Origin of the sequence: Litchfieldella rifensis (genome assembly GCF_042646605.1) — a bacterium.
GTDB classification, from domain to species: Bacteria; Pseudomonadota; Gammaproteobacteria; order Pseudomonadales; family Halomonadaceae; genus Litchfieldella; species Litchfieldella rifensis.
In genome coordinates this window covers 232,835-258,238 of sequence record NZ_JBHRUG010000017.1, presented here as the reverse complement: position 1 = coordinate 258,238, position 25,404 = coordinate 232,835, and the positions used below count along the sequence as shown (strand labels likewise).

Below are 25,404 nucleotides of genomic sequence, written 5' to 3'. Positions count from 1 at the left end.
TAGAAGGCGGCGAAGAAAACGAAATGCTCGTTGCTCCGGAGCGCTGGATGGAATTGGGAGGGAGTCGGCCGATAAGCCGGGTTCTGTCGTGGACAGCCATTCATCTAGGAACCGCGTCACCGCGGCTCTCAAGCGACCTACCCGAACCCAGCGCGGGCCACGCCGATGGGTTCCTATTTGGTCTTGCTCCAGGTGGGGTTTACCGTGCCACGCACTGTTGCCAGGCGCGCGGTGCGCTCTTACCGCACCCTTTCACCCTTGCCGGCAGCCGTAGCTGCTTAGGCGGTCTGCTCTCTGCTGCACTTTCCGTCGGCTCACGCCGCCCAGGCGTTACCTGGCACCCTGCCCTATGGAGCCCGGACTTTCCTCCCCCGATACCAGATCGGCGGCGACTGTCAGGCCAACTCCCAGCAGCGAAGAATAACAGCGCATCGCAAGCCCCTCAAGCGCCGTCCTTGAGCGCCTGCGCCTGGCCATACCAAGTCTTCTTCGTGCCTCCCAGTACACGTGCCGCCACGCTGGCAGTCTGCTTGACTCCCAGACCCTCGGCCAACAACGCCGACAACAGCACCGAAGCATCGATCTCTGAGCGGCTTTCCTCGCTGGCGGCAGGGGCTCCGGCCAGCATCACCACAAACTCGCCACGCGCCTGATCGGGATCACTGTCCATCACCGCCAGCAAGCTCTCGGCATCGCCGTCGAGAAATGTCTCGAAGGCCTTGGTCAATTCACGCCCCAGCACCACACGGCGCGAACCGAATACTGCGGCGATGTCGCTCAGCGTCTCGCGAATGCGGTGCGGTGACTCGTAGAACACCAGGGTCTCGTCACGCTCGACCAGTGCCGTGAGACGCGCCTGTCGTGCAGAACGCTTGGCCGGCAGAAAACCATTGAAGACAAAGCGATCGGTGGGTAGCCCCGCTGCCGACAAGCCAGCCACCAAGGCGCAGGGCCCGGGAATCGGCACGATGCGATGCCCGGCGCGACGTAGTTCACGCACCAGGATGAAACCGGGATCGCTGATCAAGGGCGTACCGGCATCGCTGACCAGTGCGACATCCTGCCCCGCCCGAAGGTGCTCGGCGATCCGGGCGACGCGGTTCGCCTCGTTATGCTCATGCAGCGAGAGCAAGTGGCAGGCAAGTCCCAGGTGGCGCAGCAGCCGAGCGCTATGGCGAGTGTCCTCCGCCGCCACCAGGGACACCTCACCGAGCACTCGTGCCGCACGCGGCGACAGGTCGTCGAGATTCCCAATCGGCGTGGCGACCACGTACAATGCCCCGTAAGCTGAATCTGTCATTGCGATTCCGAAAGCCAGTTATCGAGATTAGGGATGAGATTGATGGACAAATCGCGACGCGGCCTACTGGCCGCCGCCCTGCTGACGCTGCTGGTCGCAGGCTGTGCACCGACGGGACTGATCGAGCGCGTGAGCGAGCCCGAGCCAGCCGAACTATTGCAGCAGGCCCAGGAACAGGCGCCGGAGCAGGCGGCCGGCACGCGCCTGGACGCGGCCGACATTCTAGCACGACGCGGCCAGGCCGAGCAGGCTCTCGAGGTGGCCAGCGAGCTGAACGCCGAGCACCTTTCGCCCGAGGCACGCATCCGCTGGGCGCTGTTACTGTCCGAACTGGGTCTGCAGCAGGACAATGCCTGGAGCACGATTCAGGCCACCCAGATTCTCGATGACGACCTGCCGCTTTCGCCGGACCAGCGCAACGTCCTGCGTTATCGCCAGGGCATCGCGCTGGGCATGGTCGGCGAACCGCGCGCCGCCAGCGAGTCGCTCCTTCAGGTTCAGGCCGATACCGGCAACACCAAGCTCAACGACGCCATATGGAAGCAGCTCTCCCGCCTCGGCCCCCAAGGGCTCGAAATGCTGGGTCGCGATGCCGATGAACTGACCGCAGGCTGGCTGTCGCTGGCCAGACTGCAACGTCGCAACGGCAGCGATATCGAGCGCTTCTTCCGCCAGTTCGAGGATTGGCGCGAGCGCAACAGCGGGCATCCGGCTGCCCGCCGCCCTCCCGCCGACCTGATGGCCCTGCGCGAACTACGCGGACGCGAGGTGCGCCACATGGCCGTCTTCCTGCCGGAGTCCGGCCCACTGGCCAATGTCGCCCAGAAGATCCGCCAGGGGATCCAGGCACGCCACATGCAGGCCGTCAATCAGGGTGAAACCACGCCGCAACTGACTTTTCTCGATGCCAGTCACGGCAACCTGGAAAGCCTCTACGCCGAAGCCACCATGGCCGGCGCCCAGGTGGTGATCGGGCCTCTCGACAAGAATCTGGTCAGCGAGCTGGAGCAGCGTGACAGCGTGCCATTGCCGACCCTGGCCCTGAATTACGGCCAGGGCCAGAGCAATAACGCCCGCAACCTCTACCAGTATGGCCTCTCCGCCGAGGACGAAGCCCGACAGGTCGCACGTCGTGCCTATGCCGATGGCCATCGGCGCAGCGCCGTCCTGATCCCCAACAACGAGTGGGGAGAGCGGGTGGCCGATGCCTTCCGTGAGACATGGCAGGAGCAAGGCGGCGAAATCGGCTCCACCATTCGCTACAACCCGCAAGCGACGGTTGCCAGTGCGGTACGCCCGCTACTCAACGTCAGCGGCGAACGCGCGCATCTCAATGGCATCGACATGCTGTTCCTGCTGGCACTGCCCAGCTATGCCCGCCAGGTACCTCCGACCCTGGACTACTACTACGCGGGTGACCTGCCGATCTATGCAACCTCGCATCTCTATGAGGGGCATCCGCAGCCACGCGACGATCACGACCTCAATGACGTGCTGTTCGTGGACATCCCGTGGATGATCCCCAACGCGGCGGTGGGTGGTGAGGAAGCCCTGCCCTTCTTGGGCAGCTACCGCGAATTGCGCCAGGAAAACGATCCCGCCTTGCTCAAGCTGACCGCCATGGGCGTTGACGCCTACGAGCTGGGACGCCGCCTGCCGCAGATCCAGACCATCCCTGGCAGTGAGATTTTCGGCGCCACCGGCACCCTCCGCGACAACGGCAACGGCCGTATCGAACGCCAATTGCCCTGGGCACGTTTCGTCAGCGGCATCCCCCAGCCGCCACTGCGCGACGGGATTCTCCCCGATGGTCTCGACGCAGGCATCGCGGATGACCAAGGCAACTGACGCACGCGCCCGCGGCGCTGCCGTCGAACGGGCGGCAGCGGCCTGGCTGGCACAACGTGGCCTGGTGCTCGTCGCCCACAATCAATATGCCAAGGGCGGCGAACTGGACCTGGTGATGCGTGATGGCGATACGCTGGTCTTCATCGAGGTCAAGCACCGCGCCGATACCCGTCACGGCCATCCGCTGGAGATGGTCACCGCCAGCAAACAGCGGCGCCTAATCAAGGCCGCGCGTTTTTATCTCCACCGCAACGGGCTATCATGTCCGTGCCGCTTCGATGTCGTTGCCACGACCGGTCATCCTCCCGACCTGGACTTCATGTGGGTCCAGGCGGCCTTCGAAGCGTTCTGACGGCCATAGGACCAGTAACCCAATGGATTTCCAATCGCGCATTCTCGGACACTTCAACGCCAGTATCGACACCAAGACCTATGCCAGCGAGGTCCTGCCCTCCTTCATCGAAGTGGCCAGCCAGATGATGGTGCAGTGCCTGGTCAATGAAGGAAAGATCCTCGCCTGCGGCAATGGCGGCAGTGCCGGTGACAGTCAGCACTTCTCCTCGGAACTGCTCAACCGCTTCGAGCGCGAGCGTCCCAGTCTGCCGGCTCTGGCACTGACCACCGATACCTCGACGCTGACCTCGATCGCCAACGACTACAGCTACAACGAGGTCTTTTCCAAGCAGATCCGGGCGCTCGGCCAGCCTGGCGACATCCTGTTGGCGATTTCCACCAGCGGCAATTCCGCCAATGTGGTACAGGCCATTCAAGCCGCCCACGACCGTGACATGGCCGTTGTCGCCCTGACCGGACGCGATGGCGGCAACATGGCCTCGCTACTCGGCCAGGACGACTGCGAGATCCGTGTTCCCGCAACCTCCACGGCCCGCATTCAGGAAGTTCACCTGCTGGTGATCCACTGCCTATGCGACCTGATCGACGAACAACTCTTCGGTGGTAGCGAGCAATGACCATGAAAACAGGATTTCTCCCTCCCGTTCTGCTCGGCCTGGCCCTGACCGTCAGCGGCTGCGCCTCCATGGGCGTCGGCTATTCCGGCAACGAGAACTACGGCGAGCGCACCTTCGGCATGCAGGTCGAAGACCAGGGTATCGAGTCCAAGATTCGTAACAACCTGGTTAGCCAGGACGCCCGCTTCGGGGATGCCCATGTCAATGTCGACAGCTACAACGGCGTGGTTCTGCTGACGGGCCAGGTGCCCAGCCAGGAGCTCAAGGACAAGGCCATCACCGTTGCCCAGAACGTGCGCAACGTCCGCCAGGTGCACAACGAGCTGGCCGTGGCCGCCAATGCGCCGCTCTCCCAACGCACGACCGACACCTGGCTCACGGCTCGAATACGGACCGCCCTGATCGGCAACGAGCGTATCGACGCCGGCCGGATCCGGGTGATCACCGAGAATGCCAGCGTCTACCTGATGGGCCTGGTCACGCGTGCCGAAGCCGAACGCGTCGTCAATGCGGTTTCCGAGATCGGTGGCGTACAGCGCATCGTCAAGGTTTTCGAATATCTCGACTGAGCTGCCGCGCCCACCCATGTCACAACGCAAGACGGCAGGCCTTGGCCTGCCGTTTTCGTTTATGCTGCAACACCCCAGCGAATGGCGATGTCTTACTTGATGATGCGCAGTGACGGGCGCCGCTTCGGCGGAGCGTCCTCACGCTCGGATGACTCCGGTGCGGATGAAGACTCTTCTTCACTCTCCACGCTGGACAACCCGGGACGCTCTTCCCCGGCCTCGTCCCCCCGGGACGACTCGGCATATTCCGGCATGACCGGCTCGTGGCCGAAGACCATGCCCACCCCATTCTCTCGGGCATAGAGAGCGACCAACGCCTCCAGTGGCACCACCACCTGCATTGGCTGTCCACCGAAGCGCGCACTGAACGTGATCGCGTCATTTTCCATGAACAGATCGCGAACCGCGGTCGGTGCGATATTGAGCACGATCTGACCGTTCTGCACGAACTGCTCCGGTACCACTACACCATCGCGTTCGGCATCGACGACGACATAAGGAGTCTGATCGTTATCCAGCAGCCACTGATACAGAGCCCTGGCGAGATAAGGACGACTCGACAGCATGGACCAGTCCCTCCTCTTTGAGTGAGTTCGGCAGAGAGAGCCCCCAACTGCCGAAACAGGATTTCAGGTACGCATCTCGCGTTCGGTTTCCGACAGCGACGCCTTGAAGGCTTCGCGCATGAAGATCCGCTCCATGTACGCCATCAGTGGCTTGACCTGCTTCTCGGGCAATTCGATCCCCAGCGCAGGCAAACGCCACAGCAGCGGCGCCAGGCAGCAATCCACCAGCGAGAACTCCTCGCTCATGAAGAACGGCATGTCCTCGAAGATCGGGGAAATACCCACCAGGCTCTCGCGCAATTCCTTGCGTGCCTTGTCGGCATCTCTCCTCGCCCCGGCCTGGATCTGCTCGACCAGCGGGCACCACTCGCGCTCGATGCGATGCATCCACAAACGGCTCTGCGCCCGCGCTACCGGATAGACAGGCAACAGCGGTGGATGCGGGAATCGCTCGTCCAGATATTCCATCATCACCTTGGACTCGTAGAGCACCAGGTCACGATCGAGCAACGTCGGCACGCTGTTATAGGGGTTGAGATCCGCGAGTTCCTCGGGATGATTGTCTTCCGTGACATCCAGGATGTCGACGGCAACGCCCTTCTCCGCCAGGACGATACGCACGCGATGACTGAAGTGATCATCGCTGCCGGAGTAAAAGGTCATCGACGACCGCTTGGCCACTACACCCATGAAACAATCCTCGCATCAATTCGAGTCACGATGATAACACGAGACACCCCGGTCGAGGGCTCGCCATGCTCGTTCGGGGGAGATAAACACAGGGCGCATGACCGATCGGCCATACGCCCCAGCATTGCTTGATCGCCTCAGGAATCAGTGTATGTCTCGCCAGTATTCACGCTTGAGCAAGTAGGCGAGGATCCCGAAGATGACGATGAAGATCAGCACTCCTGGACCCAACGCCCGAGCCTGCAGCTTGGACGGCTCGCCGACATAGGCCAGGAAGTTGGTCAGATCGTAGACCGCCGCATCAAACTCGTCGACCTCCATCTTCCCCGGCTCGGTGACCTGCAACACTTCACAGGACTGGTACTTGCCGGTGAGCGGGTCCGGCTCGTGGCCAGGGACGGGCTTGTCGGTTTCGGCACAGACCATTTCCTGCACGCCCTGCAGGGGCTCCAGGACGTTGGGCATACCGACCAGCGGGAACACCGTGTTGTTGACGCCCCACGGGCGCTCCGGATCCTTGTAGAAACCGCGCAAGTAAGTGTAGATCCAGTCCGGGCCTCGCAGACGCGCCTCCAGCGTCAGATCCGGCGGCGCCGCTCCGAACCAGCCTTCGGCATCACCCTCGGCCATGGCATTGCGCATCTGATCATTGAAGGCCAGGTCGCTGGAGAAGATCAGATTCTCCTCGACCAGGTCCTGAGGCATGCCGAGATCCTCGGCGGCCCGTGCGAAGCGCTGGTAGTCGAGCGAGTGACAACCCATGCAGTAGTTGGTGAACAGTTTCATCCCATTCTGCAGCGACGCCTTGTCACTCAGGTCCGGCGTCATCTCGTCGAGGTGTACCGACTCCCCTCCTGCGGCGAACCCGGTCATCGGCACCAGCGTGAACAGCAGTGCGAACAGTTGCTTTCTCATTAGCCAGTCACCCTTTCCGGAACGGGTTTGGTTTTCTCGAGCCGGGTATAGAACGGCATCAGCACGAAGAAGGCGAAATACACCGCCGTGCAGATCTGTGCTACCAGGGTACGCCCCTCGGTGGCGGGCAATACGCCGAGCACGCCCAGGATCACGAAGCTGATCGCGAACAATGCCAGCATGATGCGTGACAACCAGCCCTTGTAACGCATGGAGCGCACCGGGCTGCGATCGAGCCAAGGCAACACGAACAGGATGGCGATGGCCGCCCCCATCAGCACCACGCCCCAAAACTTGGAGCTGAGACCGAACAGCGAAAAGGTCACCGCGCGCAGGATCGCGTAGAAGGGTGTGAAGTACCATACCGGCGCGATATGGTCAGGCGTCTTCAACGGGTCCGAGGGCTCGAAGTTGGGCTTCTCGATGAAGTAACCGCCACCCTCGGGGAAATAGAAGATCACTGCACAGAACACGAACAGGAAGACCGCCACGCCGAACAGATCCTTGACGGTGTAATAGGGATGGAAAGGAATGCCATCCAGCGGCTGGCCAGCCTCGTCCTTCTTGTCCTTGATCTCGATGCCATCGGGGTTGTTGGACCCCACCTCGTGCAGGGCAATCAAATGTAACACGACCAGGCCCAGGATCACGATGGGCAACGCCACCACATGCAAGGCAAAAAAGCGGTTCAGGGTGATACCGGAGATCAGGAAGTCGCCGCGGATCCACTGCGTCAGATCCTCCCCCACCACGGGAATCGCCGAGAACAGCGAGATGATGACCTGAGCGCCCCAGTAGGACATCTGCCCCCATGGCAGCAGATAGCCCATGAAGGCCTCGGCCATCAGCAACAAGTAGATGGTCATGCCGAAGATCCACACCAGCTCGCGCGGCGCCTTGTAGGAACCGTACATCAGGCCGCGGAACATGTGCAGGTAGACCACTACGAAGAAGGCCGATGCCCCGGTGGAGTGCATGTAGCGAATCAGCCAGCCGTACTCGACATCGCGCATGATGTATTCGACGGAGGCGAAAGCACCTTCGGCCGTGGGATTGTAGCTCATGGTGAGCCAGACACCGGTAAGGATCTGGTTGACCAGCATCAGTAGCGCGAGCGAGCCGAAGAAGTACCAGAAATTGAAATTCTTGGGTGCGTAATACTTGGACAGATGATCCTGCCACATCTGAGTGGCGGGGAAGCGGTCATCGACCCAGCGCATGAAGCCGCTCTCTGCCTTGACGCGATTCGGGTTACCCATCAGGCAGTCTCCTCGTCTTCGCCAACCACGACGATACTGTCGCTCTCATAGCGATACGGCGGCACTTCCAGGTTCAAAGGTGCCGGTACGCCGGTGAATACGCGCCCAGCCAGGTCGAAGCGCGAACCGTGGCAAGGGCAGAAGTAGCCGCCCGGCCAATCACCACCGAGGTCAGCGGCACCAGGCTCGGGACGGAACGTGGGCGAACACCCCAGGTGGGTACAGATACCGATCAGCACCAGGTACTCGGGCTTGATCGAGCGCAACACCGGGTCTACATAGGCCGGCTGCTGGGGGCTGGCGGACTCGGGGTCGCGCAGGCGCGAGGGGTCTATCTCCTTGATTCGCTCGACCATGGCGTCGTCGCGGCGCACCAGCCATACCGGCTTGCCGCGCCACTCGACCGTCATCTGCTGCCCGACCTCGAGCTTGGACACATCAGCCTGGACCGGGGCCCCCGCCGCCCTCGCCCTGGCACTAGGCTGCCAGGAAGCCACAAAGGGGACCGCAACCCCGACAGCGCCCACCGCACCCACAACGGTGGTGGCACCCACGAGGAAACGGCGCCGCCCTTTGTTTACGCCGTTGTCTGCCATCTTTAGATTTCTCCCATCGAATGACCCGTTGCTGAGTCGCGAAAAGGTGTGTCCCGCGAGTCACGGATACAAAATGACGGCTATGGTAAAAAAAGGTGAGTACGAACACAAGCGCAAAGGCTTCCGGACCTGAGCGGCCTGCGCACCCCAACCCATTGAATAAAAAATAAAAAAGCGCCCAGACCCATAAGGTCTGGGCGCTTTTGTCGCGCCTCTCCTGCGTACTTAACGCTTGGAGAACTGCGGACGACGACGCGCCTTGCGCAGGCCGACCTTCTTGCGCTCGACCTCACGCGCGTCGCGCGTCACATAGCCGGCGGCACGCAACGGCTTGCGGAAATCTTCATTGTACTCCATCAAGGCACGGGTGATGCCGTGACGAATGGCGCCGGCCTGGGCCGAACCGCCCCCACCCTGGACAGTGACATAGACGTCGAATTGCCCAAGCGTCTCGGTCAGTTCCAGCGGCTGGCGCACGACCATGCGACCGGTAACACGGCCGAAATACTCATTCAGGTCGCGGCTGTTGACGGTGATCTTGCCGGTGCCCGGCTTGAGGAATACGCGAGCGGTGGATGTCTTGCGACGCCCGGTACCGTAATACTGCTGTGTCATGGCGAGATATCCCTTAGATGTTCAGTTCTTGCGGCTGCTGAGCGGCATGCGGATGCTCGGCACCGGCGTAGACCTTGAGCTTGGCATACATGGCACGACCCAACGGCCCTTTCGGCAGCATGCCCTTGACGGCAGACTCGATGATTCGCTCGGGAGCGTGACCAATCATCTTCTCGAAATTCATGGAACGCAGACCACCCGGGTAGCCAGTATGGCGATAATAGGTCTTGGCCTGGGCCTTGTTGCCTGTCACCTTGACCTTCTCGGCATTGACGACAACGATGTAATCGCCGGTATCGACATGCGGAGTGTATTCCGGCTTATGCTTGCCACGCAGGCGGCGAGCGATTTCGGTAGCCAGACGACCGAGCGTCTTGTCCGTGGCGTCGACGACAAACCAGTCGCGCTGGACGGACTGCGGCTTAGCACTGAACGTCTTCATGGATGAATCACCAAATCGATGTATTGGGTCTTGCGCGCCGTGACGTACGCCCCAGGCACGCGACCATCCCTATTTTTCTTGGTTGCACCGCCTCTCGCCTGCGGCGAAAACCGGCCCAACGGTCGAGCGAGCGCGCATTGTACACGACCCCGCACCGACGAGGCAATGCTGCCGCGTAAGCCGTATTGCCATCATCACCCTCTCCAGTGGCAACGGTTTTTGCTTAAAACTTATGGCTTACAGCTTACAGCTTCCGGACGGAGTCCGGGGGTCAGGGTTTATGTGGTAGCGCCAGGTATTCGAGGGACTGCATTTCCTGCAACCGCGACAGCGTCCGCTCGAACTCGAAGGCCAGGCTACCTTCGCGATAGAGCTGCTCGGCCGGCACTTCGGCGGACATCAACAGCTTGACACCCCGATCGTAGAACTCATCGACCATATTGATGAAGCGCCGTGCCTGGTCGTCGGTCCCCCGCCCCATGCGCACGACGTTGGAAACCAGCACCGAGTGGAACTCGCGGGCCAGCTCGATATAGTCGTTCTGACTGCGGGGACCATCGCACAGCTCGCGAAACTCGAACCACACCACGTCGTCATGCACCCGGCGCGCCCTGAGTACTCGACGATTGATTTCAACCGGCGCATTTTCTTCTCCCTCGGCACCGGCGATGCTTCGGAAGCTGCGCGCCAATTCGGCCTCCGCGGCAGCATCCAGTGGGGCGTGAAAAATCGCGGCACGCTCCAGCGCCCGGAGCCGATAGTCGACCCCGGAGTCGACATTGACCACCTCGCAATGGCGCTTGAGAAGAGCGATGGCCGGCAGGAAACGCGCCCGCTGCAGGCCATCCTTGTAAAGGTCGTCGGGGACGATATTCGAGGTCGTGACCAATATTACGCCATGCTCGAACAGGGCCTCCAGCAAGTTGGCCAGGATCATGGCATCGGTGATGTCCTTGACGAAGAACTCATCGAAACAGATGACGCGGGCCTCGGAGGCGAACTTGGCGGCGATCAGCCGGAGCGGATTCCTCTCGCCCTTGTAGTGCTCGAGCTCATTGTGCACCCGTTGCATGAAGCGGTGAAAATGGGTGCGCATCTTGTCCGAAAACGGTAGCGACTCGTAGAAGGTATCCACCAGATAGGTCTTGCCGCGCCCCACCCCGCCCCAGAGGTACAGCCCCATGACGGGAGGGGCAACCTCATGAGGTGACAGCGGTTTCTTGCCGAACAACCCAGCGACGCGAGACTTCAGATCCTTGCCCACGGTGACCGCCTTGGGAGTGGTCCGCGGCATGGCCAACAGCTCGTCATGAAGGCGCTGCAGGTGCTTGACAGCCAGCTCCTGTGCGGCATCGTACTGGAAATCGTCGCGCTCGAGGTCCGCACGGTAGCGCGCCAGTGGCGTGGTTGGCTTGGCGGCATCGCGGGAACTCGGTGATGTCGTTGTCGCGCTCATCAGCGTCTGGCTACCTCGGACTCGGTTCGTCAAAGCTGGCATTATACGCCGCCAGGACGGGTTACGCATGCCCGACCGGGGCAGCCGGTGCCGAGCGGCACATTGACCTGAGTCTCACCCTCCCCCATATAATGGACACGCCACCATGGCTCCCAGGACGCGAAAGCGAGCTGGTCAGTCCCGGGGAAAGAATCTCTAAGGGGAATAACGTGTACGAGAGCAACATCGACTGGATCCTGGCCATCGTCAGCGGCCTTGCAGGCATCGGTATCGGCGCCCTCGGCTACCACCTGCTCAACGCCAACGTGGCGCGCAATCAAAAGGTGCGACAGCGTCTCGCCGAAACCGAGCTGGAACTCAGTCAGGTCAGGGATGCTCTGAACGACCACTTCGCCAGGGCCGCCGACCTGATCGGCAACATCCAGCGGCAAAGCCAGGAGCTCGAGCAGCAGCTCGCCCACGGAGCGGATCGCCTGTGCGATGACCTGCAGATCAAGCGGCGTCTCGGCAGCGCTCCCCAGGACGACAGTGATAGCGCAGCCGAATCTCCCGCCATGCCTCGCGACTATGCCGATGGCGATCGTGGCACCCTGGCGGAAGACTTCGGCCTGCGGCGCCGCGGCGAGGAAGAGCCCGCCACCCAGCCACCGCGCTACTGACGCCGATCAGGCGGGGTTGTCGATATCCACGAACCTGTGTGTCACCCCGAATTCGCTTTCCAGCCATTCGCCGAGGGCCTGCACACCATAGCGCTCGGTGGCATGGTGGCCGGCGGCCAGGTAGCTGATCCCCAACTCCCTGGCCAGATGCGTGGTGCGTTCGGAAATCTCGCCGGAAATGAAAACATCGGCACCCGCTTCGTGGGCCAGCGTGATCATGTCCTGGGCCCCACCGGTGCACCACGCCACCCGCCGGACCGGCCCGCGATGGCCCTCGATCAGCAACGGCTCGCGCATCAGGCGTTTCCCGACATGGGCAGCGAACTCACGATCATCGCCATCGTGCGGCGGCGCACCCAGCCACACCAGCCCCTCCCCCAGTTCGCCATCGGCGCAACCGTCCACCGTCAGCTCCAGGCGCGAGGCCAAGCGCGCGTTGTTGCCTAATTCAGGGTGGGCATCCAGGGGCAGATGATAAGCCAACAGATTGATATCGTGGGCCAGCAATGTCGCCAGGCGCCGGCGCTTCATGCCGGTCACGACCACCGGCTCGTTCTTCCAGAAATAGCCGTGGTGGACCAGCACCAGATCGGCTTCCCAGGCCACAGCCTCGTCGAGCAGCGCCTGACAAGCCGTGACGCCGCTCATCACGCGCGCAATGCGCTCCCGTCCCGACACCTGCAGCCCGTTGACGGTATAGTCCTTGAAGCGATCGGCTTGCAACAGGGTGTCGCAGGCCTTCACCACTGTATCGCGGGATATCATCGGCACCTCCGGGCATGGCAGCAGCAGCAGTGTTACAATGGCGCCATTGTACCGGCTGCGACAGCCACCAGCGACCGCCTCGTCAACAAGGAACCCCCGCATGCGTCGTGTCCTGCTGACTTACTTCTGGCCCGTCATTTCTGGCGTGCTGCTGGCCATCGTGCTGCTCTATGCGTTTCCCGGCCTGATGGGGGAAGATGATTCGGGTCTTGTCGCGCCGCGCCAATCTCCCGTATCGGCCCAGACCACCGACCAGTCGCGAAGCGCTGTGCAGCAAGAGGGCTCGCGCCCTTCTCCCGAAGTGGTCAGCGCTCCTCCCCTGTCCCGCGATGAGGGTCCGGCAAGTTATGCCGATGCCGTGGAGCGCGCTGCACCGGCCGTGGTCAACATCTATTCGTCACGAGTGGTCGAACGTGAACAGCACCCGCTGATGTCCGATCCCTTTTTCCGCCAGTTCTTCGGCGATGACATGCCCCGCCGTCAGCGCATGCTGTCGAGCCTCGGTTCCGGCGTGATCGTCAGCACCGAAGGCTATGTGCTGACCAACCACCATGTCATTCGCGGCGCCGATCAGATCCAGGTCGCCTTGCGTGACGGACGCGAAACCCTCGCCGAAGTGGTCGGCACCGATCCCGAGAGTGATCTGGCAGTGCTGCGCATCGACCTCGACGAATTACCGGTAATCTCCATGTCCAACTCCTCCCAAGCCGCCGTCGGCGATGTCGCCCTGGCCATCGGCAATCCCTTCGGGGTGGGCCAGACCGTGACCATGGGCATCATCAGTGCCACCGGCCGCAGCCATCTGGGGCTCAATGCCTACGAGGACTTCATTCAGACCGATGCCGCCATCAACCCCGGCAACTCGGGGGGGGCCCTGGTCAACCCCGAAGGCGACCTGGTGGGTATCAACACCGCGATCTTCTCACGCTCCGGCGGTTCTCAGGGGATTGGCTTCGCGATTCCCGTCAACCTGGCGCGAACCATTCTCGAGGAGCTGGTCACCCAGGGGCGGGTGATTCGCGGCTGGCTGGGTATCGAGGCCCAGGAGATGACCCAGGAGTTGGCGGCCTCCTTCGGGCTCAACACCATGAGCGGGGTAGTGATCGCCGGCGTAGTACCGAATGGACCGGCGGCCGAGGCCGGCCTGCAGCCGGGCGACGTCCTGCTGGAAGTCGATGGGCGTCCGATCCTCGACCCACGCGCCGTCATGGCCGACATCGCCGCCATCGAGCCCGGCACCGACCTGCCCCTGGAGGTGCTGCGCGGCGGTCAGCGAATCGATGTGACGCTCGAGGTCGGGGAGCGCCCGACCCCGGAAACGGGCCAGCCCGCGGGTTGAGGGCCCTTACTTCTTGATTCGATATTCGGCCGAGCGCGCGTGAGCGGTAAGCGACTCCCCTCGTGCCAGTACCGAGGCCGTCTCGCCGAGCGTGGAGGCACCCTGCGACGAACAATGGATGATAGAGGAGCGCTTCTGGAAGTCATAGACTCCCAGCGGCGAGGAAAAACGCGACGTCCCCGAGGTCGGCAGCACATGATTGGGGCCGGCACAGTAGTCACCCAGCGCCTCCGCGGTATAACGCCCCATGAAGACCGCCCCGGCATGCCTGACGCTCGGCAGCCAGGCGTCGGGGTCGGCGACCGACAGCTCCAGGTGCTCCGGCGCGATACGATTGATCAGGGTCACCGCCTCGTCACGATCTGTGCAGAGGATCACCGCCCCGCGACACCGCAGCGACTCGCGAATGATCGGCTCTCGCTCCATGGTCGGCAACAGTGCGGCCATGGCCGTCTCGACCGCGGCGAGATGCTCGGCATCCCAGCCGACCAGGATGGCCTGGGCGTCCTCGTCATGCTCGGCCTGGGAAAACAGGTCCATGGCCAGCCACTCGGGATCGGTGCCGCCATCGGACACCACCAGGATCTCGGAAGGGCCGGCAATCATGTCGATACCCACCTGGCCGAATACCGCTCGCTTGGCGGTGGCCACGTAGATGTTGCCCGGTCCGACGATCTTGTCGACCCGCGGCACCGTCTCGGTGCCGTATGCCAGGGCCGCCACCGCCTGCGCCCCGCCGATCGTGAACACATGATCGACCCCGGCCAGATGAGCCGCTGCCAACACCAACTCGTTGAGCACGCCATCGGGCATGGGGACCACCATGACGATCTCACGCACGCCGGCGACGTGGGCGGGAATCGCGTTCATCAGTACCGAGGACGGGTAGGCAGCCTTGCCGCCGGGTACATAGATGCCGGCACGATCCAGCGGCGTGACCTGCTGACCGAGCACGCTGCCGTCGGCCTCGGTATAGCGCCAGGACTCGGGCTTTTGATGCTGATGATAGGCACGGATACGCTCGGCAGCGGCGGCCAGGGCCGCACGCTGGGCCTCGGGCAGCCCCTCGAACGCCTGACGCAGGCGAGCCGGGCCCAGCGTCAGCTCGATCATGGAGGTCACGGCGAGGCGGTCGAAGCGATTGGAGTATTCGATCAGGGCAGCGTCACCACGAGCCCTGACCGCGGCGAGAATATCATCGACACGCTGCTGAATGTCGTGCCCCGACACCCCCTCCCAAGCCAACAGCGATTCCAGACGGGTATCGAAATCTGCCTCCCGGGTCGACAAGCGGGTTATCGCAAGTTCGCAAGCGGTGGTATCGGTCATGGCTGTCTCTTGGTCTTGGCTATCGTATTGCAGGAAGCAGGTTCAAACGGCAACTCATCGATGGTCGACTCGCTCGCGGCACCTGCGTGTCGTCCGCCGGACTCGTACCGGCTCAGGCCGATGCGTTACCCGGCGCATGTCGCTTGGCAACCGCCTCGCGCAACCGTCCGATCAGCGGCTTCAGCGTCTCGTGCTTCATGGTCATGGCCGCCTTGTTGACCACCAGCCGCGTGCTGATGTCGGCGATCAGCTCTCTCGGCTCCATGCCATTGGCGCGCAGGGTATTGCCGGTATCGACGATATCGACGATCTCGTCGGCCAGGTTCATCAATGGCGCCAACTCCATGGCGCCATAGAGCTTGATGACTTCGGCCTGGATGCCCTGTTCCGCATAGTAGCGCCGCGCCACGTCGACGAACTTGGTGGCCACACGACGACGCGCATGCGCCGGCTCGGCCCCCTTTACCCCGGCAGTCATCAACCGGCACTTGGCGATCTCCAGATCGAGCGGCTCATAAAGCCCCTCCGCGCCATGCTCGAGCAGCACGTCCTTGCCCGCCACGCCCAGGTCGGCGGCCCCCAACTGCACGTAGGTGGGCACGTCGGTCGCACGGATGATCACCAGCTTGACGTCCGGCAGATTGGTATCGAACAGCAACTTGCGGCTCTTGCCCAGCTCCTCGGCCGGCACGAGTCCGGCGTCCGCCAGTAACGGCAGTGTCTCGTCGAGAATGCGCCCCTTGGACAGGGCCAGTATCAATTGCTTGTTCATAAGCCACTTCAATCGGTGAATTAACCGGGGACGCGTCGGATCTTCGCCCCCAGCAACTGCAACTTCTCCTCGATACATTCGTAGCCGCGATCGATATGGTAAATGCGATCGACCAGGGTTTCGCCCTCGGCGCACATGGCGGCAACCACCAAGGAGGCCGAGGCACGCAGATCCGTGGCCATGACCGGTGCACCGGACAGCCGTTCGACCCCGGTGATCATCGCGGTATTGCCCTCCAGCGCAATCCTGGCCCCCATGCGGTTGAGCTCCTGGACGTGCATGAAGCGATTCTCGAAGATCGTCTCCACCACCCGACCAGTACCCTCGGCCACGGCATTGAGCGCCACGAACTGGGCCTGCATGTCGGTCGGAAAGGCCGGATATGGCGCGGTACGTATGTTGACCGCCCGGGGCCGCCGCCCCTGCATGTCGAGCTCGATCCAGTCGTCGCCACTGGTCAGGAGGGCGCCGGCCTCCTCGAGCTTGGCCAGAACCGCCTCGAGAATATCGGCACGGGTATTGCGCACCCGCACCCGGCCCCCGGTGATCGCCGCCGCCACCAGGAAGGTCCCGGTTTCGATGCGATCGGGCATGACATCATAATAACAGCCATGCAGGCGCTCGACGCCTTCGATGACGATGGTATCGGTGCCGTGCCCCCTGATCCTGGCCCCCATCTTGATCAGACATTCGGCCAGGTCGACCACTTCCGGCTCGCGGGCGGCGTTCTCGAGCACCGTGATACCGTCAGCCAGGGTTGCTGCCATCAACAGGTTCTCGGTACCCGTCACGGTCACGGTATCGAAGAAGATGGTAGCCCCTTTGAGCCGACCGTCGCAGCGGGCACGAATATAGCCCCCCTCGACACGGAGCTCGGCCCCCATGGCCTCGAGACCACGAATATGCAGATCCACCGGCCGCGAGCCGATGGCACAACCGCCAGGCAGGGACACATCGGCGGTGCCGAAGTGTGCCAGCAAGGGACCCAGCACCAGGATCGAAGCGCGCATCTTCTTGACCAGCTCGTAGGGGGCGTGGCAATCACGTACCTGGGAGCCATCGAGCTCGATGGTCATCTTCTCGCCCATCACCGGCTCGACTCCCATCCGCCCGAGCAGCTCCAGGGTGGTGGTGATGTCCTGCAGGTGCGGCAGATTGCCGATGGTCACCGGCCCGTCGGCAAGCAAGGTGGCACATAGGATCGGCAACGCCGAGTTCTTGGCCCCACTGGCCCACACCTCACCATCGAGGGGGCCATTGCCGGTAATGATCAGCTTGTCCATGAATGTCCGTTTCGTCAGGCCCCGGTGTTTTCCGGCGCGGATTGCCATTGTGACGGGGTATAAGTCTTGATGCTGACGGCGTGCAGCGCACCGCTGGCGATTTCCTCCGACAGCGCGCCATAGATCAACTGCTGGCGCTTGACCGCACTGAGCCCTTCGAAGACGTCGCCCACGGCGATCACCTGGAAGTTGCAGCCTTCGCCCTGGATATGAAACTCACAGCCGTCGATGCGGGATTCGAGCAGCGCCTTGACATCACTAGGTTGCATGGAAGGGAAACTCCTTGGCAAAACCCCCATGGTAATGAAAAGCGCCGGTCATGGCGATGGTGACAACGCCGGTTCAGTCGCTTGCTGCTGCCGGCGGCAGCAACGCATCCAGGCCGGCCACGGCCGTCAAGCGAGCCAAGGGTGGCGACAGCTCCACTTCGGACACCTCTAGCCCGGCGGCTCGGGCAACGCGCGTCCATTCCAGCATCACGCTCAGCGCGGCGCTACTGACCCGGTTAACGCCCTGCAAGTCGAAGTGGATATGGGCTCCCACCGGCCGGGAAGACAACCACTCACTCCCACTGGCCGCCAGGGCCGCGGCCACATCGAAATCCACCTCGCCACTCACGGCCAGCCCGCTATCGTCAGCCTCGAGTCGCGCTCCCTGCCGGTCCAGCAACGGGATCATGCCGAGCCACCCTCCTCGAGCTCTTCCACACCAACTTCCGGCGACCAGTTGTCGATCACGGCATCATAGTCACGATCATGCTCGCGCATGGCCTGATCGAACTGGTTGCGGAAGGTCAGCCCCAGGTTGATGCCGTTGACGATGACGTTGACGACCTGCCACTCACCATCGATCAGGCGTAGCGTATAGCTTACCGGGTAAACCTGGCCATCGGTGGCCACTACCTCCATGGCCACGCTGGTCTGATCCTCGTAACGTGCCTCGCGCTGATTGTCCAGCACGCGAAGCTCGCGATAGTCGAATGTCACCAGGCCCTTGGCATAGGTATCGATCAACGTCTGGCGAAAGGTATCGACGAAACGCGTGCGTTGCTCGGGAGTGGCGTTGCCGAAGTAGCGCCCCATCACGCTGGCGCCGATATAACGGAAATTGGCGACATCCTTCAGGCTTGCCTCGACCACCGACTCGAGCTCATCGGTGTGCTCGGCGAAGTACTCCCGGCGCCCTTCGATCTTGCCCATCAATTCATCGACGCTGTCGCGAATCAACTGTTCGGGGCTACGCTCCTCCTGCCCCTGCGCCGCCGATGCGGCCAACATCAGACATAGCGCCAGGCCCGCCAGAAACCACTTGTTCACCACCACCACGAAATGCGTCATACCGCCTCCCACACCATACCGTTGGCTATCGTTCACTCATTGCCCATATTCGACACGAACTGCTGGATCAGCTCTTCGAGCACCAGTGCCGATTGCGTATCGCGGATGGTATCGCCGTCACTGAGTGTTTCCGGGTCGCCTCCCACCGACAACCCAATATACTGTTCGCCGAGCAGTCCCGAGGTGAGGATCGCCGCCGTGGAGTCCCGGGGCAAATGCCCATCGAGCTCAGCGTCCAGTTCCATGGTGACCTGGGCATCGTACCATTCGGTATTCAGCTCGATGGCCACGACCCGCCCCACATTGACACCCGCCATGGTGACACGGGAGCGCGGCTTCAGGCCCCCAACGTTGGCGAAATTGGCCTGTAGCTGGAAGGTATCGCCCGCCCCCGGTCCGGGCAGGTTGAGACCACTGACCCGCAAGCCGAGAAATATCAGTCCCGCGATGCCGGCCAGAATGAACAGGCCGACACCCAACTCCATTACCTTGCTGCGCTTCATCCCAGTTCTCCAAACATCAGCGCGGTCAACACGAAATCGAGCCCCAGTACCGCCAGCGAGGAATACACGACCGTGCGCGTGGTAGCGCGTGAAATCCCTTCCGAGGTGGGGATCAAATCATAACCCTGAAAGACGGCAATCCAGGTCACCACCAGCGCAAATACCACGCTCTTGATCATGCCGTTGCCGATATCGGCGATGAAGTCGACGCTCGACTGCATGTTGCTCCAGTAGGAGCCATTGAACACGCCCAGCCACTCGACGCCGACCAGGTAGCCCCCCCAGATCCCCACCACACTGAATCCTATGGTGAGCAGCGGCAGCGACACGAAGCCGGCCCACAATCGTGGCGCCACCACGCGACGCAACGGATCGACGCCGATCATCTCCATGCTGGTGAGCTGCTCGGTGGCCTTCATCAGCCCGATCTCGGCGGTCAGCGCCGACCCCGCGCGCCCGGCGAACAGCAGTGCCGCCACCACCGGCCCCAGCTCCCGCAGCAGCGATAGCGCGACCATCTGACCGAGCGCCTGCTCGGCGCCGAAATCGACCAGGATCGTATATCCCTGCAAGGCCAGTACCATGCCGATGAACAGCCCCGACACCAACACGATGGCCAACGACAGCACACCGACGAAGTGCATCTGGCGCAACCACAGGTGCCAGCCGTCGCGGGACGGCACTCCCACGGCCGACAGTCCCAGGAAAATCCCGGCACGTCCCAGCGCCTCCAGAAGATCGCAGCCATACCGGCCAAGTTGCTGGATGCGTCCGATCATCGGTTCGCTCCTGCACTCAGGATGTCGGTGAAGAAGTCGACCGCCGGGTAATGGAAAGGGACCGGGCCGTCGGGTTCGCCATGCACGAACTGGCTGACCCGCGCATCCTGCACGATATCCAGGCTTGCGGGTGTGCCATGCGCCATCACCTCACCATCGGCGATCACATAGACATAATCGGCGATCGACATGGTCTCTTTAATGTCGTGCGATACCACCACGGCCGTCAGGCCCAGTGCCTCGTTGATACGCTTGATCAACTGCACCAGCACCCCCATCGAGATCGGATCCTGGCCGACGAATGGCTCGTCATAGAGAATCAGCTCAGGGTCCAGGGCCATGGCCCGCGCTAGCGCTACGCGCCGCGCCATGCCGCCGGACAGTTCGGATGGCATCAGGTGGCGCGCGCCACGCAGCCCCACGGCCTGCAACTTCATCAGGACCACGTCGCGAATCATGGCATTGGGCAGGTCGGTATGCACACGCAAGGGAAAGGCCACGTTCTCGTAGACATCCAGATCCGAGAACAGCGCGCCGCTCTGGAACAGCATGCCCATGCGTCGGCGCAAGCGAAACAGGGCTCGACGCGATAGCCGATGGACATCCTGACCATCGATCAGCACACGCCCGGCGTCGGGAATGAGCTGGCCGCCGATCAACTTCAGCAACGTGGTCTTGCCGGTACCGCTGGGGCCCATGATGGCGGTGATCTTGCCATATGGGATCACCAGATCGACACCGCGGAAGATTTCCGTGTCGCCGCGGGAAAAATGCAACCCTTCCACCACCACGAAGGGAGAGTCGTTCATGAATTCCCCATCTCTGATATAAATTATCGAACATCGTATCCTAACTTGGCGCATCGCTGCCAGCCTGAACGCACCCGCCTTGCATCCTCGCCGCATCACGACGTTTAATTAGCCCCTTCAAATCTCTGCCTGTGGATGTTGTGCCCCCATGTTGCTGCCTACCATCGTCATTCTGATCGGCCTCATCGGTCTGCTATGGAGCGCCGACCGCTTCGTCGGCGCCGCTGCGGCCACAGCCTATCAAGCCGGCATGAGCGCCATGCTGGTCGGCATGACCATTGTCGCGCTGGGCACCTCGGCACCGGAAATCATCGTCTCGATCATGGCCTCGCTCGATGGCACGCCCAACCTGGCCACCGGTAATGCCTTGGGCTCGAACATCGCCAATATCGGCTTGGTCCTGGGCATCACTGCCCTGGTGATGCCGATCCCGGTACGCTTCTCCATTGTACGTCGTGAGCTGCCGCTGCTGCTTGGAGCCACCGGATTGGCCGGTTATACCCTGGCCAACGGGATTCTGGGACGCTTCGATGCGCTCTTTCTGCTGATACTGCTTGCCTTCAGCCTGTGGTGGCTATTCCGTGCCGACTCCCCGGACGACGAGAGCCTTGCCGATAACGTACCCGCCATGGCCCTGCCCAAGGCGCTGGTCTGGTTGACGCTGACGCTGGCGCTGCTGGTCGTGAGCTCACGGCTGCTGGTATGGGGTGCCACCCGACTGGCACTCGAACTGGGGGTCAGCGAACTGGTGATCGGCCTGACCATCGTCGCCATCGGCACCAGCCTTCCCGAAGTCGCCGCCTGCGTCGCCAGCGCCCTCAAGCGCCACCATGACATCGCCATCGGCAATGTGATCGGCTCCAATCTGTTCAACATGCTAGCCGTTCTGCCCATTCCCGGGCTGCTGGCTCCCGGCTCCATCGATCCGGCGGCCGGTGGACGCGACTTCCCCATCATGCTGATTCTCACCCTGGCCCTCGGCGCTGTGCTTCTATGGCAACGTCGCGGGGTCGTAGGGCGCGTACCCGGCACGCTGCTACTGCTCGCTTATGCCGGTTACCTGGGGCTGCTGATGGTCAACGGCATGACATTTGCCTGAGCGACAGAGCTTGAGTGAAACCTCGCGACAGGCAACAATCTCACCCATGACCAATGACGCCTCCATGACCCACGATCAGGATTCCCCCTTTCGCGCCAGTGCGCGTCGCACCCTGCACCTGGAACAGCAGGCCATCGTCGCCTTGGCCGCCAAGTTGTGCACGGACTTCGACCGCGCCTGCGAACTGATGCTTGCCTGCCAGGGGCGCATCGTCGTCACAGGCATGGGCAAGTCCGGCCATATCGCCGGCAAGATCGCCGCCACGCTGGCCAGTACCGGCACGCCGGCCTTCTTCGTCCATCCCGGCGAAGCCAGCCACGGCGACCTGGGCATGATCACGCCCGGTGACGTGGTACTTGCGCTATCGAACTCCGGAGAAACCAGCGAGGTCACCGCGCTGCTGCCGCTGCTCAAACGCATGGGAACGCCACTGATCAGCATGACGGGCCGCCCGGGCTCCACATTGGCAATGCACGCCGACGTTCATCTGGACGCCGGCGTCGAACGCGAAGCCTGTCCCTTGGATCTGGCCCCCACCTCCTCGACCACCGCCGCCCTGGCGCTAGGCGATGCACTGGCGGTGGCACTGCTGGAGGCCCGCGGCTTCACTGCCGAGGACTTCGCCCTGTCACATCCCGGGGGCAGCCTGGGCCGCCGCCTGCTGCTCAAGGTCAGCGACCTGATGCACCGGGACGATCGCCTACCCAGCGTGCCGCTGGGCAGCTCCTTGCGCGATGCCCTGCTCGAGATCACGCGTCAGGGCTTGGGCTTTACCTGCGTGGTCGACGCCGATGGCCTGCTCGCCGGGGTCTATACCGACGGCGACCTGCGGCGTACCCTCGACCAGCATGGCGACCTGCGCGCCCTCAAGGTCGACGACGTGATGACTCGCCCCGGCAAGCGTATCGGCCCGGACGTGTTGGCTGCCGAGGCAGTACGCGTCATGGAAGACAACCGCATCACCGCGCTGGCCGTGGTCGATGGCGAGGGCAGACCGATCGGCGCCCTGCATATGCACGACCTATTGACCAGCGGCGTCATTTAAGGAGCCCCCATGACCCTGGATTCCCCCCTCATCGACCCACGTCTGGTCGATCGCGCTCGCCAGATCCGCCTGCTGGCCCTGGACGTCGACGGAGTGCTCAGCGACGGACGTCTCTACTTCCAGGCCGATGGCGTGGAAATCAAGGCCTTTCATACTCAGGACGGTCATGGCCTCAAGTTGCTGCGCCAGGCGGGCCTCGAGGTGGCATTGATCACTGGACGCGACTCACCGATGGTCAGCCGACGTGCCGCAGACCTTGGCATCAACCATGTCCATCAAGGCAGCGACGACAAGCTCGATGTCCTGCGCCAACTGTGCGCCCGCCTGGATCTGCAGTTCGAACAAGTCGCCTACTGTGGTGACGACCTGCCGGATCTGGCCGCCATCAAACGCGCCGGGCTAGGCATCAGCGTTCCCAACGCACCGGCCTATATCCGTGCTCATGCCGACTGGACGACCGAGCGCCAGGGCGGCCATGGCGCCGTGCGCGAGATCTGCGATGCCTTGCTCGAAGCCCAGGGATACTGGGGCGCCGTTGTCGACACTTACTTGCACGGCAAGCGCTGAGCCTCATGGCATTACGACTTCCACGCCCCTCCCCCAAGCTCTGGCTGTTGCTGATTCTACTGCTCGTAGGCGGGATACTGGCGATGTTCGAGGCCCGTGAACCTCGCCCCCCCGGGCCGGTCCCGCGTGACGAGGCCGGCGAGCCGGATTATTATCTTGAAGACGCGCGCCTGACCCGCTTCGATGACAGCGGCAAGGCCTACCAGCGCCTCGACACTCCTCGTCTGGTTCACACTCCCCAGGATGACGTGACCCGCAGCCAGACACCCACGGCCCGCTTCTTCGATAACGACGGTCGCACCTGGTTCGGTCACGGCGATGTCGGGATCCTGAGCTCCGGCGGCAACCTCTTGACCCTGGAGGGCGACGCACGGCTCAATGCGCCGAATGAAGGCTGGCAGCTCGACACCGAAGTCCTCCATGTCAACACCGATTCCGGTCACGCCTGGAGTGAAACCCCGTCGTTGCTGCAACAGCCGCCCCAATGGGTTCGCGGCAATCGCTTCGACGCCTGGATCGAGGAAGATCGCATGCAACTGACCGACAATGTGCGCGGCTTCCATCCGCCCGCCAGCGATGAGGAACAAGCACCATGACGCATCTCTCCCGCCCGCTTCCCAGGTTCGGTTTGCGGCCTGGCTGGCTGACGGCCGGCATCCTGGCGGCCCTCGTCACCCTGCCAGCCCAGGCACTGGAGGGCGACGCCAGTGCCCCTATCGAAGTCGTGGCCGATCGCCTTGAACTGGATGACCGTGCCGGTACCGCCATCTATACCGGCGACGTGGACATCCAGCAGGGCAGCATGCAGCTGACTGGCGAGCGCGTCGAGATTCAACGCAACGATGCCGGCGAGGTCTCTCGAGCCACCGCCACCGGCGATCGCGCCTACATCGAACAGAAGCCGGCCCCCGACGAGCCGGTCGTGCGCGGCTGGGGTCGCACGATCATCTATCATGCCGCCGAGCGTCGCGTGGAACTGATCGACCAGGCCGAGCTGCATCAGGGCCACGACACTTTCGATGGTGGCTACGTGGAATACTATCTCGACCGCCGCACGGTCCAGGCCCGCGCCGAGGTCGAAGGCAGCGAACGCCAACGTGTGCGAATGACCCTGAACCCCGAGCAACAATAAGGGCCCCCATGAAGACCTTGAGCGCCCGACATCTGGCCAAGAGCTACAAGCGCCGCCGCGTGGTACAGGACATCAGCCTGACCATCGATCAGAGCCATATCGTCGGTCTGCTGGGCCCCAACGGGGCCGGCAAGACCACCTCCTTCTACATGATCGTCGGGCTGGTCCGCGCCGACGCCGGCAAGGTCTTCATCGACGACCGCGATCTTTCCGGCGCCGCCATGCATGAGCGTGCCCGAGCGGGGATCGGGTACCTGCCCCAGGAGGCCTCGATCTTTCGCAAGCTATCGGTAGCCGACAACGTCATGGCGATCCTCGAAACCCGCCGCGACCTCGACCTCGCCGGACGCCAAGCACGTCTCGAAGAACTGCTCGAAGAGTTCCATGTCACCCATATTCGCGACAACTTGGGGATGAGCCTGTCCGGGGGCGAACGACGCCGCGTGGAAATTGCCAGGGCGCTGGCAACGGAACCGGATTTCATCCTGCTCGATGAGCCCTTCGCCGGCGTCGACCCCATTTCGGTGGGCGATATCAAGGGCATCATCCGCCAGTTGAAGAGCCGCGGTATCGGCGTGCTGATCACCGACCACAATGTGCGCGACACGCTGGACATCTGTGACCGCGCCTATATCGTCGGCGACGGCCAGATCATCGCCGAAGGCGACGCCACGGCCATTCTGGCGAACCAGCAAGTTCGTGACATCTATCTGGGCGAGGACTTTCGCCTTTGAACCGTCCAGGCCCTTCATTCACAAC

The 25,404-nt window shown here is 62.8% G+C and carries 31 protein-coding genes and 1 other RNA gene; 12 read left to right on the top strand and 20 right to left on the bottom strand.

Features of this window, described 5'->3' with window-relative positions:
- Positions 1-56 precede the first annotated feature (56 nt).
- Positions 57-408, bottom strand: an RNA gene (rnpB, locus tag ACFOEV_RS08305) — RNase P RNA component class A.
- 34 nt (positions 409-442) lie between these two features.
- A complete protein-coding gene (rsmI, locus tag ACFOEV_RS08300) occupies positions 443-1,300 on the bottom strand; it encodes a 16S rRNA (cytidine(1402)-2'-O)-methyltransferase (RefSeq protein ID WP_386772754.1) in 858 nt (285 codons plus the stop codon).
- A 42-nt stretch (positions 1,301-1,342) separates the two neighbouring features.
- On the opposite strand from rsmI, the gene ACFOEV_RS08295 reads away from it, so the two are divergent.
- From ACFOEV_RS08295 to ACFOEV_RS08280, 4 genes are read left to right on the top strand one after another with little or no spacing between them, the layout of a single operon-like run.
- Positions 1,343-3,148 carry a penicillin-binding protein activator gene (locus ACFOEV_RS08295; RefSeq protein WP_386772752.1) on the top strand — a complete coding sequence of 602 codons (1,806 nt, stop codon included), beginning with the start codon at positions 1,343-1,345 and terminating at the stop codon, positions 3,146-3,148.
- Positions 3,132-3,500, top strand: coding sequence for a YraN family protein (locus tag ACFOEV_RS08290; RefSeq protein ID WP_386772750.1), 369 nt, complete (start codon positions 3,132-3,134; stop codon positions 3,498-3,500). The genes ACFOEV_RS08295 and ACFOEV_RS08290 overlap by 17 nt, the downstream gene beginning before the upstream one ends.
- A 22-nt stretch (positions 3,501-3,522) precedes the next feature.
- Positions 3,523-4,119, top strand: a complete 597-nt coding sequence (locus tag ACFOEV_RS08285; protein WP_386772748.1) for a phosphoheptose isomerase — start codon at positions 3,523-3,525, stop codon at positions 4,117-4,119.
- 2 nt (positions 4,120-4,121) lie between these two features.
- Positions 4,122-4,688, top strand: coding sequence for a BON domain-containing protein (locus tag ACFOEV_RS08280; RefSeq protein ID WP_386772746.1), 567 nt, complete (start codon positions 4,122-4,124; stop codon positions 4,686-4,688).
- Positions 4,689-4,780: 92 nt separating this feature from the next.
- On the opposite strand, the gene ACFOEV_RS08275 is transcribed toward ACFOEV_RS08280, so the two are convergent.
- From ACFOEV_RS08275 to zapE, 8 genes are all read right to left on the bottom strand, one after another.
- On the bottom strand, positions 4,781-5,254 hold the full coding sequence (locus tag ACFOEV_RS08275) for a ClpXP protease specificity-enhancing factor (protein WP_386772744.1): 474 nt from the start codon (positions 5,252-5,254) through the stop codon (positions 4,781-4,783).
- A 63-nt stretch (positions 5,255-5,317) separates the two neighbouring features.
- Positions 5,318-5,944, bottom strand: a complete 627-nt coding sequence (gene sspA / locus ACFOEV_RS08270) for a stringent starvation protein SspA (RefSeq protein ID WP_386772742.1) — start codon at positions 5,942-5,944, stop codon at positions 5,318-5,320.
- Positions 5,945-6,088: 144 nt separating this feature from the next.
- Positions 6,089-6,859, bottom strand: coding sequence for a cytochrome c1 (locus ACFOEV_RS08265; protein WP_386772740.1), 771 nt, complete (start codon positions 6,857-6,859; stop codon positions 6,089-6,091).
- Positions 6,859-8,118 (bottom strand): cytochrome b, encoded by a 1,260-nt coding sequence (locus ACFOEV_RS08260; protein WP_386772738.1) that lies wholly within the window; start codon positions 8,116-8,118, stop codon positions 6,859-6,861. The genes ACFOEV_RS08265 and ACFOEV_RS08260 overlap by 1 nt, the downstream gene beginning before the upstream one ends.
- A complete protein-coding gene (gene petA / locus ACFOEV_RS08255; RefSeq protein ID WP_386772736.1) occupies positions 8,118-8,714 on the bottom strand; it encodes a ubiquinol-cytochrome c reductase iron-sulfur subunit in 597 nt (198 codons plus the stop codon). The genes ACFOEV_RS08260 and petA overlap by 1 nt, the downstream gene beginning before the upstream one ends.
- A 225-nt stretch (positions 8,715-8,939) precedes the next feature.
- Positions 8,940-9,329 (bottom strand): 30S ribosomal protein S9, encoded by a 390-nt coding sequence (gene rpsI, locus ACFOEV_RS08250; RefSeq protein WP_386772734.1) that lies wholly within the window; start codon positions 9,327-9,329, stop codon positions 8,940-8,942.
- A gap of 13 nt (positions 9,330-9,342) precedes the next feature.
- Positions 9,343-9,771, bottom strand: coding sequence for a 50S ribosomal protein L13 (gene rplM, locus ACFOEV_RS08245; RefSeq protein ID WP_386772732.1), 429 nt, complete (start codon positions 9,769-9,771; stop codon positions 9,343-9,345).
- Positions 9,772-10,042: 271 nt separating this feature from the next.
- The gene (gene zapE, locus ACFOEV_RS08240; RefSeq protein ID WP_386772730.1) at positions 10,043-11,227 is read right to left on the bottom strand and encodes a cell division protein ZapE; all 1,185 of its coding nucleotides are present in this window, start codon (positions 11,225-11,227) and stop codon (positions 10,043-10,045) included.
- A 209-nt stretch (positions 11,228-11,436) separates the two neighbouring features.
- On the opposite strand from zapE, the gene ACFOEV_RS08235 reads away from it, so the two are divergent.
- The gene (locus tag ACFOEV_RS08235; RefSeq protein WP_386772728.1) at positions 11,437-11,886 is read left to right on the top strand and encodes a YhcB family protein; all 450 of its coding nucleotides are present in this window, start codon (positions 11,437-11,439) and stop codon (positions 11,884-11,886) included.
- 6 nt (positions 11,887-11,892) lie between these two features.
- Here ACFOEV_RS08235 and ACFOEV_RS08230 read toward each other — a convergent pair whose 3' ends face one another.
- Positions 11,893-12,651, bottom strand: a complete 759-nt coding sequence (locus ACFOEV_RS08230) for a Nif3-like dinuclear metal center hexameric protein (protein WP_386772726.1) — start codon at positions 12,649-12,651, stop codon at positions 11,893-11,895.
- Between the two features lie 100 nt (positions 12,652-12,751).
- Here ACFOEV_RS08230 and ACFOEV_RS08225 point away from each other — a divergent pair, with 100 nt between their 5' ends.
- On the top strand, positions 12,752-13,990 hold the full coding sequence (locus ACFOEV_RS08225; RefSeq protein WP_386772724.1) for a Do family serine endopeptidase: 1,239 nt from the start codon (positions 12,752-12,754) through the stop codon (positions 13,988-13,990).
- A gap of 6 nt (positions 13,991-13,996) precedes the next feature.
- Here the strand turns inward: ACFOEV_RS08225 and hisD are convergent, their stop codons facing one another.
- The 9 genes from hisD to ACFOEV_RS08180 all read right to left on the bottom strand — a co-directional run bounded on the left by hisD (position 13,997) and on the right by ACFOEV_RS08180 (position 20,802).
- A complete protein-coding gene (gene hisD / locus ACFOEV_RS08220; RefSeq protein ID WP_386772722.1) occupies positions 13,997-15,319 on the bottom strand; it encodes a histidinol dehydrogenase in 1,323 nt (440 codons plus the stop codon).
- Between the two features lie 112 nt (positions 15,320-15,431).
- The gene (gene hisG, locus ACFOEV_RS08215) at positions 15,432-16,091 is read right to left on the bottom strand and encodes an ATP phosphoribosyltransferase (RefSeq protein WP_386772720.1); all 660 of its coding nucleotides are present in this window, start codon (positions 16,089-16,091) and stop codon (positions 15,432-15,434) included.
- Between the two features lie 20 nt (positions 16,092-16,111).
- Entirely contained in the window at positions 16,112-17,374 is a 1,263-nt protein-coding gene (gene murA, locus ACFOEV_RS08210; protein WP_386772718.1) for a UDP-N-acetylglucosamine 1-carboxyvinyltransferase, read from the bottom strand.
- A 14-nt stretch (positions 17,375-17,388) separates the two neighbouring features.
- The gene (locus ACFOEV_RS08205; protein WP_386772716.1) at positions 17,389-17,643 is read right to left on the bottom strand and encodes a BolA family protein; all 255 of its coding nucleotides are present in this window, start codon (positions 17,641-17,643) and stop codon (positions 17,389-17,391) included.
- Between the two features lie 73 nt (positions 17,644-17,716).
- Entirely contained in the window at positions 17,717-18,052 is a 336-nt protein-coding gene (locus tag ACFOEV_RS08200; RefSeq protein WP_386772714.1) for an STAS domain-containing protein, read from the bottom strand.
- Positions 18,049-18,711: an MlaC/ttg2D family ABC transporter substrate-binding protein gene (locus ACFOEV_RS08195; protein WP_386772712.1), complete on the bottom strand. Its 663-nt coding sequence runs from the start codon at positions 18,709-18,711 to the stop codon at positions 18,049-18,051. The genes ACFOEV_RS08200 and ACFOEV_RS08195 overlap by 4 nt, the downstream gene beginning before the upstream one ends.
- Before the next feature lie 32 nt (positions 18,712-18,743).
- Positions 18,744-19,214, bottom strand: a complete 471-nt coding sequence (gene mlaD / locus ACFOEV_RS08190) for an outer membrane lipid asymmetry maintenance protein MlaD (protein WP_386772710.1) — start codon at positions 19,212-19,214, stop codon at positions 18,744-18,746.
- Positions 19,211-19,993, bottom strand: coding sequence for a lipid asymmetry maintenance ABC transporter permease subunit MlaE (gene mlaE / locus ACFOEV_RS08185; protein ID WP_386772708.1), 783 nt, complete (start codon positions 19,991-19,993; stop codon positions 19,211-19,213). Before mlaE ends, mlaD begins: the two co-directional genes overlap by 4 nt.
- Positions 19,990-20,802, bottom strand: a complete 813-nt coding sequence (locus ACFOEV_RS08180; RefSeq protein ID WP_386772706.1) for an ABC transporter ATP-binding protein — start codon at positions 20,800-20,802, stop codon at positions 19,990-19,992. Before ACFOEV_RS08180 ends, mlaE begins: the two co-directional genes overlap by 4 nt.
- Before the next feature lie 148 nt (positions 20,803-20,950).
- On the opposite strand from ACFOEV_RS08180, the gene ACFOEV_RS08175 reads away from it, so the two are divergent.
- From ACFOEV_RS08175 to lptB, 6 genes are read left to right on the top strand one after another with little or no spacing between them, the layout of a single operon-like run.
- Positions 20,951-21,901, top strand: a complete 951-nt coding sequence (locus ACFOEV_RS08175; RefSeq protein WP_386772704.1) for a calcium/sodium antiporter — start codon at positions 20,951-20,953, stop codon at positions 21,899-21,901.
- Between the two features lie 46 nt (positions 21,902-21,947).
- Complete coding sequence (locus tag ACFOEV_RS08170; protein ID WP_386772702.1) at positions 21,948-22,946, top strand: KpsF/GutQ family sugar-phosphate isomerase; 999 nt, start codon at positions 21,948-21,950, stop codon at positions 22,944-22,946.
- 9 nt (positions 22,947-22,955) lie between these two features.
- Positions 22,956-23,513 (top strand): KdsC family phosphatase, encoded by a 558-nt coding sequence (locus ACFOEV_RS08165; RefSeq protein ID WP_386772700.1) that lies wholly within the window; start codon positions 22,956-22,958, stop codon positions 23,511-23,513.
- 5 nt (positions 23,514-23,518) lie between these two features.
- On the top strand, positions 23,519-24,109 hold the full coding sequence (lptC, locus tag ACFOEV_RS08160) for an LPS export ABC transporter periplasmic protein LptC (protein WP_386772698.1): 591 nt from the start codon (positions 23,519-23,521) through the stop codon (positions 24,107-24,109).
- Positions 24,106-24,645 (top strand): lipopolysaccharide transport periplasmic protein LptA, encoded by a 540-nt coding sequence (gene lptA, locus ACFOEV_RS08155; protein ID WP_386772697.1) that lies wholly within the window; start codon positions 24,106-24,108, stop codon positions 24,643-24,645. Before lptC ends, lptA begins: the two co-directional genes overlap by 4 nt.
- Before the next feature lie 8 nt (positions 24,646-24,653).
- Entirely contained in the window at positions 24,654-25,379 is a 726-nt protein-coding gene (lptB, locus tag ACFOEV_RS08150; protein ID WP_386772695.1) for an LPS export ABC transporter ATP-binding protein, read from the top strand.
- Positions 25,380-25,404: the final 25 nt, after the last annotated feature.

Bases quoted from the DNA above. Each gene is read 5' to 3' on its own strand.
- ACFOEV_RS08230 (WP_386772726.1), bottom strand. From the start codon at position 12,651: ATGATATCCCGCGATACAGTGGTGAAGGCCTGCGACACCCTGTTGCAA.
- ACFOEV_RS08180 (WP_386772706.1), bottom strand. From the start codon at position 20,802: ATGAACGACTCTCCCTTCGTGGTGGTGGAAGGGTTGCATTTTTCCCGC.
- zapE (WP_386772730.1), bottom strand. From the start codon at position 11,227: ATGAGCGCGACAACGACATCACCGAGTTCCCGCGATGCCGCCAAGCCA.
- ACFOEV_RS08195 (WP_386772712.1), bottom strand. From the start codon at position 18,711: ATGACGCATTTCGTGGTGGTGGTGAACAAGTGGTTTCTGGCGGGCCTG.
- hisD (WP_386772722.1), bottom strand. From the start codon at position 15,319: ATGACCGATACCACCGCTTGCGAACTTGCGATAACCCGCTTGTCGACC.
- ACFOEV_RS08265 (WP_386772740.1), bottom strand. From the start codon at position 6,859: ATGAGAAAGCAACTGTTCGCACTGCTGTTCACGCTGGTGCCGATGACC.
- mlaD (WP_386772710.1), bottom strand. From the start codon at position 19,214: ATGAAGCGCAGCAAGGTAATGGAGTTGGGTGTCGGCCTGTTCATTCTG.
- ACFOEV_RS08205 (WP_386772716.1), bottom strand. From the start codon at position 17,643: ATGCAACCTAGTGATGTCAAGGCGCTGCTCGAATCCCGCATCGACGGC.
- ACFOEV_RS08260 (WP_386772738.1), bottom strand. From the start codon at position 8,118: ATGGGTAACCCGAATCGCGTCAAGGCAGAGAGCGGCTTCATGCGCTGG.
- lptB (WP_386772695.1), top strand. From the start codon at position 24,654: ATGAAGACCTTGAGCGCCCGACATCTGGCCAAGAGCTACAAGCGCCGC.
- ACFOEV_RS08165 (WP_386772700.1), top strand. From the start codon at position 22,956: ATGACCCTGGATTCCCCCCTCATCGACCCACGTCTGGTCGATCGCGCT.
- ACFOEV_RS08200 (WP_386772714.1), bottom strand. From the start codon at position 18,052: ATGATCCCGTTGCTGGACCGGCAGGGAGCGCGACTCGAGGCTGACGAT.
- ACFOEV_RS08290 (WP_386772750.1), top strand. From the start codon at position 3,132: ATGACCAAGGCAACTGACGCACGCGCCCGCGGCGCTGCCGTCGAACGG.
- ACFOEV_RS08285 (WP_386772748.1), top strand. From the start codon at position 3,523: ATGGATTTCCAATCGCGCATTCTCGGACACTTCAACGCCAGTATCGAC.
- ACFOEV_RS08295 (WP_386772752.1), top strand. From the start codon at position 1,343: ATGGACAAATCGCGACGCGGCCTACTGGCCGCCGCCCTGCTGACGCTG.
- lptC (WP_386772698.1), top strand. From the start codon at position 23,519: ATGGCATTACGACTTCCACGCCCCTCCCCCAAGCTCTGGCTGTTGCTG.
- murA (WP_386772718.1), bottom strand. From the start codon at position 17,374: ATGGACAAGCTGATCATTACCGGCAATGGCCCCCTCGATGGTGAGGTG.
- rpsI (WP_386772734.1), bottom strand. From the start codon at position 9,329: ATGACACAGCAGTATTACGGTACCGGGCGTCGCAAGACATCCACCGCT.
- lptA (WP_386772697.1), top strand. From the start codon at position 24,106: ATGACGCATCTCTCCCGCCCGCTTCCCAGGTTCGGTTTGCGGCCTGGC.
- hisG (WP_386772720.1), bottom strand. From the start codon at position 16,091: ATGAACAAGCAATTGATACTGGCCCTGTCCAAGGGGCGCATTCTCGAC.
- mlaE (WP_386772708.1), bottom strand. From the start codon at position 19,993: ATGATCGGACGCATCCAGCAACTTGGCCGGTATGGCTGCGATCTTCTG.
- petA (WP_386772736.1), bottom strand. From the start codon at position 8,714: ATGGCAGACAACGGCGTAAACAAAGGGCGGCGCCGTTTCCTCGTGGGT.
- rplM (WP_386772732.1), bottom strand. From the start codon at position 9,771: ATGAAGACGTTCAGTGCTAAGCCGCAGTCCGTCCAGCGCGACTGGTTT.
- ACFOEV_RS08175 (WP_386772704.1), top strand. From the start codon at position 20,951: ATGTTGCTGCCTACCATCGTCATTCTGATCGGCCTCATCGGTCTGCTA.
- ACFOEV_RS08275 (WP_386772744.1), bottom strand. From the start codon at position 5,254: ATGCTGTCGAGTCGTCCTTATCTCGCCAGGGCTCTGTATCAGTGGCTG.
- ACFOEV_RS08225 (WP_386772724.1), top strand. From the start codon at position 12,752: ATGCGTCGTGTCCTGCTGACTTACTTCTGGCCCGTCATTTCTGGCGTG.
- rsmI (WP_386772754.1), bottom strand. From the start codon at position 1,300: ATGACAGATTCAGCTTACGGGGCATTGTACGTGGTCGCCACGCCGATT.
- ACFOEV_RS08280 (WP_386772746.1), top strand. From the start codon at position 4,122: ATGAAAACAGGATTTCTCCCTCCCGTTCTGCTCGGCCTGGCCCTGACC.
- ACFOEV_RS08170 (WP_386772702.1), top strand. From the start codon at position 21,948: ATGACCAATGACGCCTCCATGACCCACGATCAGGATTCCCCCTTTCGC.
- sspA (WP_386772742.1), bottom strand. From the start codon at position 5,944: ATGGGTGTAGTGGCCAAGCGGTCGTCGATGACCTTTTACTCCGGCAGC.